General features: G+C 38.6%; 1 protein-coding gene. It reads left to right on the forward strand.

The window, feature by feature from the left end; all coding sequences use genetic code 11:
* Positions 1 to 374: 374 nt before the first annotated feature.
* The coding region (locus Q0257_RS07355; protein ID WP_298023457.1) for a TonB-dependent receptor plug domain-containing protein at positions 375 to 1,118 on the forward strand (744 nt) is incomplete at its 3' end.

Here is a 1,118-nt window from a genome sequence, read left to right on the forward strand (position 1 = left end):
CCAAGAAATTGAAAAACGATGAACTACTGATATATATTTTCATATTAATGATTTCTATGTAGTAAGTGATTTATAAAAATGAATTTTTTGATTTTATTAATTTTGCATCATTTCCATAAATTTTTATGAACGTATTTATTTAAATTCTAATAAGCTTATTGTATCGCCCTATTTCGTATCTAAATTTGCAACATTAAATTCAATATAAATCATACTTATATTCTACATTAATTTAATATTATAATAGTATTGACAATGATTATCTCATCTGATATAATAACACGAAATTTTATCAGATTTTAGGAGTTAAATTTTGAAAGTTTTTACTCTCTCTCTCTCTCTCTCTCTCTGAAGCTGTAGCTACCCTACTTTTATTGAGCGCCGCAAATCCAGCCATAGCCGACGAGCAAACTAAGCAAAGCGTAAATCTCGGCGAAGTAGAAGTTACCGCAAACAAAATAAGTGAAAATTTAAAGGATGTGCCACAAAGTATCAGCGTCGTAAGTGATACTGAGCTACAAGAACGAGAAGTCAAAAACGTCGAGGAGCTGGTAAAAACTATGCCAAACATTACCGGTGTGGGCGGGATGTACGAGGGCATCAGTACTAGAGGACTCAATCCTTCGATATATACGAGTTCTAACCCCGTCACGGTCTATGTCGGCGGCGTAGCGCAAAGTAACAAAGACGCAGCCTATATCCCCGTTACAAATATCGATCACGTCGAGGTTTTGCGAGGTCCTAGCAGTGCGATCTACGGCAAAGACTCAATCGGCGGCATCATTAATATCGTTTTAAAAGAACCGACTAACGAATGGAGCGGCAGCGTCGGCGCCGAATACGGCTCGCACAAATACATGCTAGGTCTTTTTGAAACCAGCGGCGCGCTGATTGATGATAAACTATTTTTAGGCTTAAACGGCTCGGCGTCCAAAGAGGACGGCTGGATCATCAACGATCTAAACGGAGAAAAAGCCAACGACAAGAAAAATTATAATTTCGGACTAAATTTAAAGATAGTGCCGACCGAGCGATTTACGATCAAAATTTACGGAGATCTTTTTCACCGCCAGGACGACTCGCTCGATGAGCTTTTTATCCCAAAGTCTAAGCTGGGT

Source organism: uncultured Campylobacter sp., assembly GCF_938018035.1.
Taxonomy (GTDB): domain Bacteria; phylum Campylobacterota; class Campylobacteria; order Campylobacterales; family Campylobacteraceae; genus Campylobacter_B.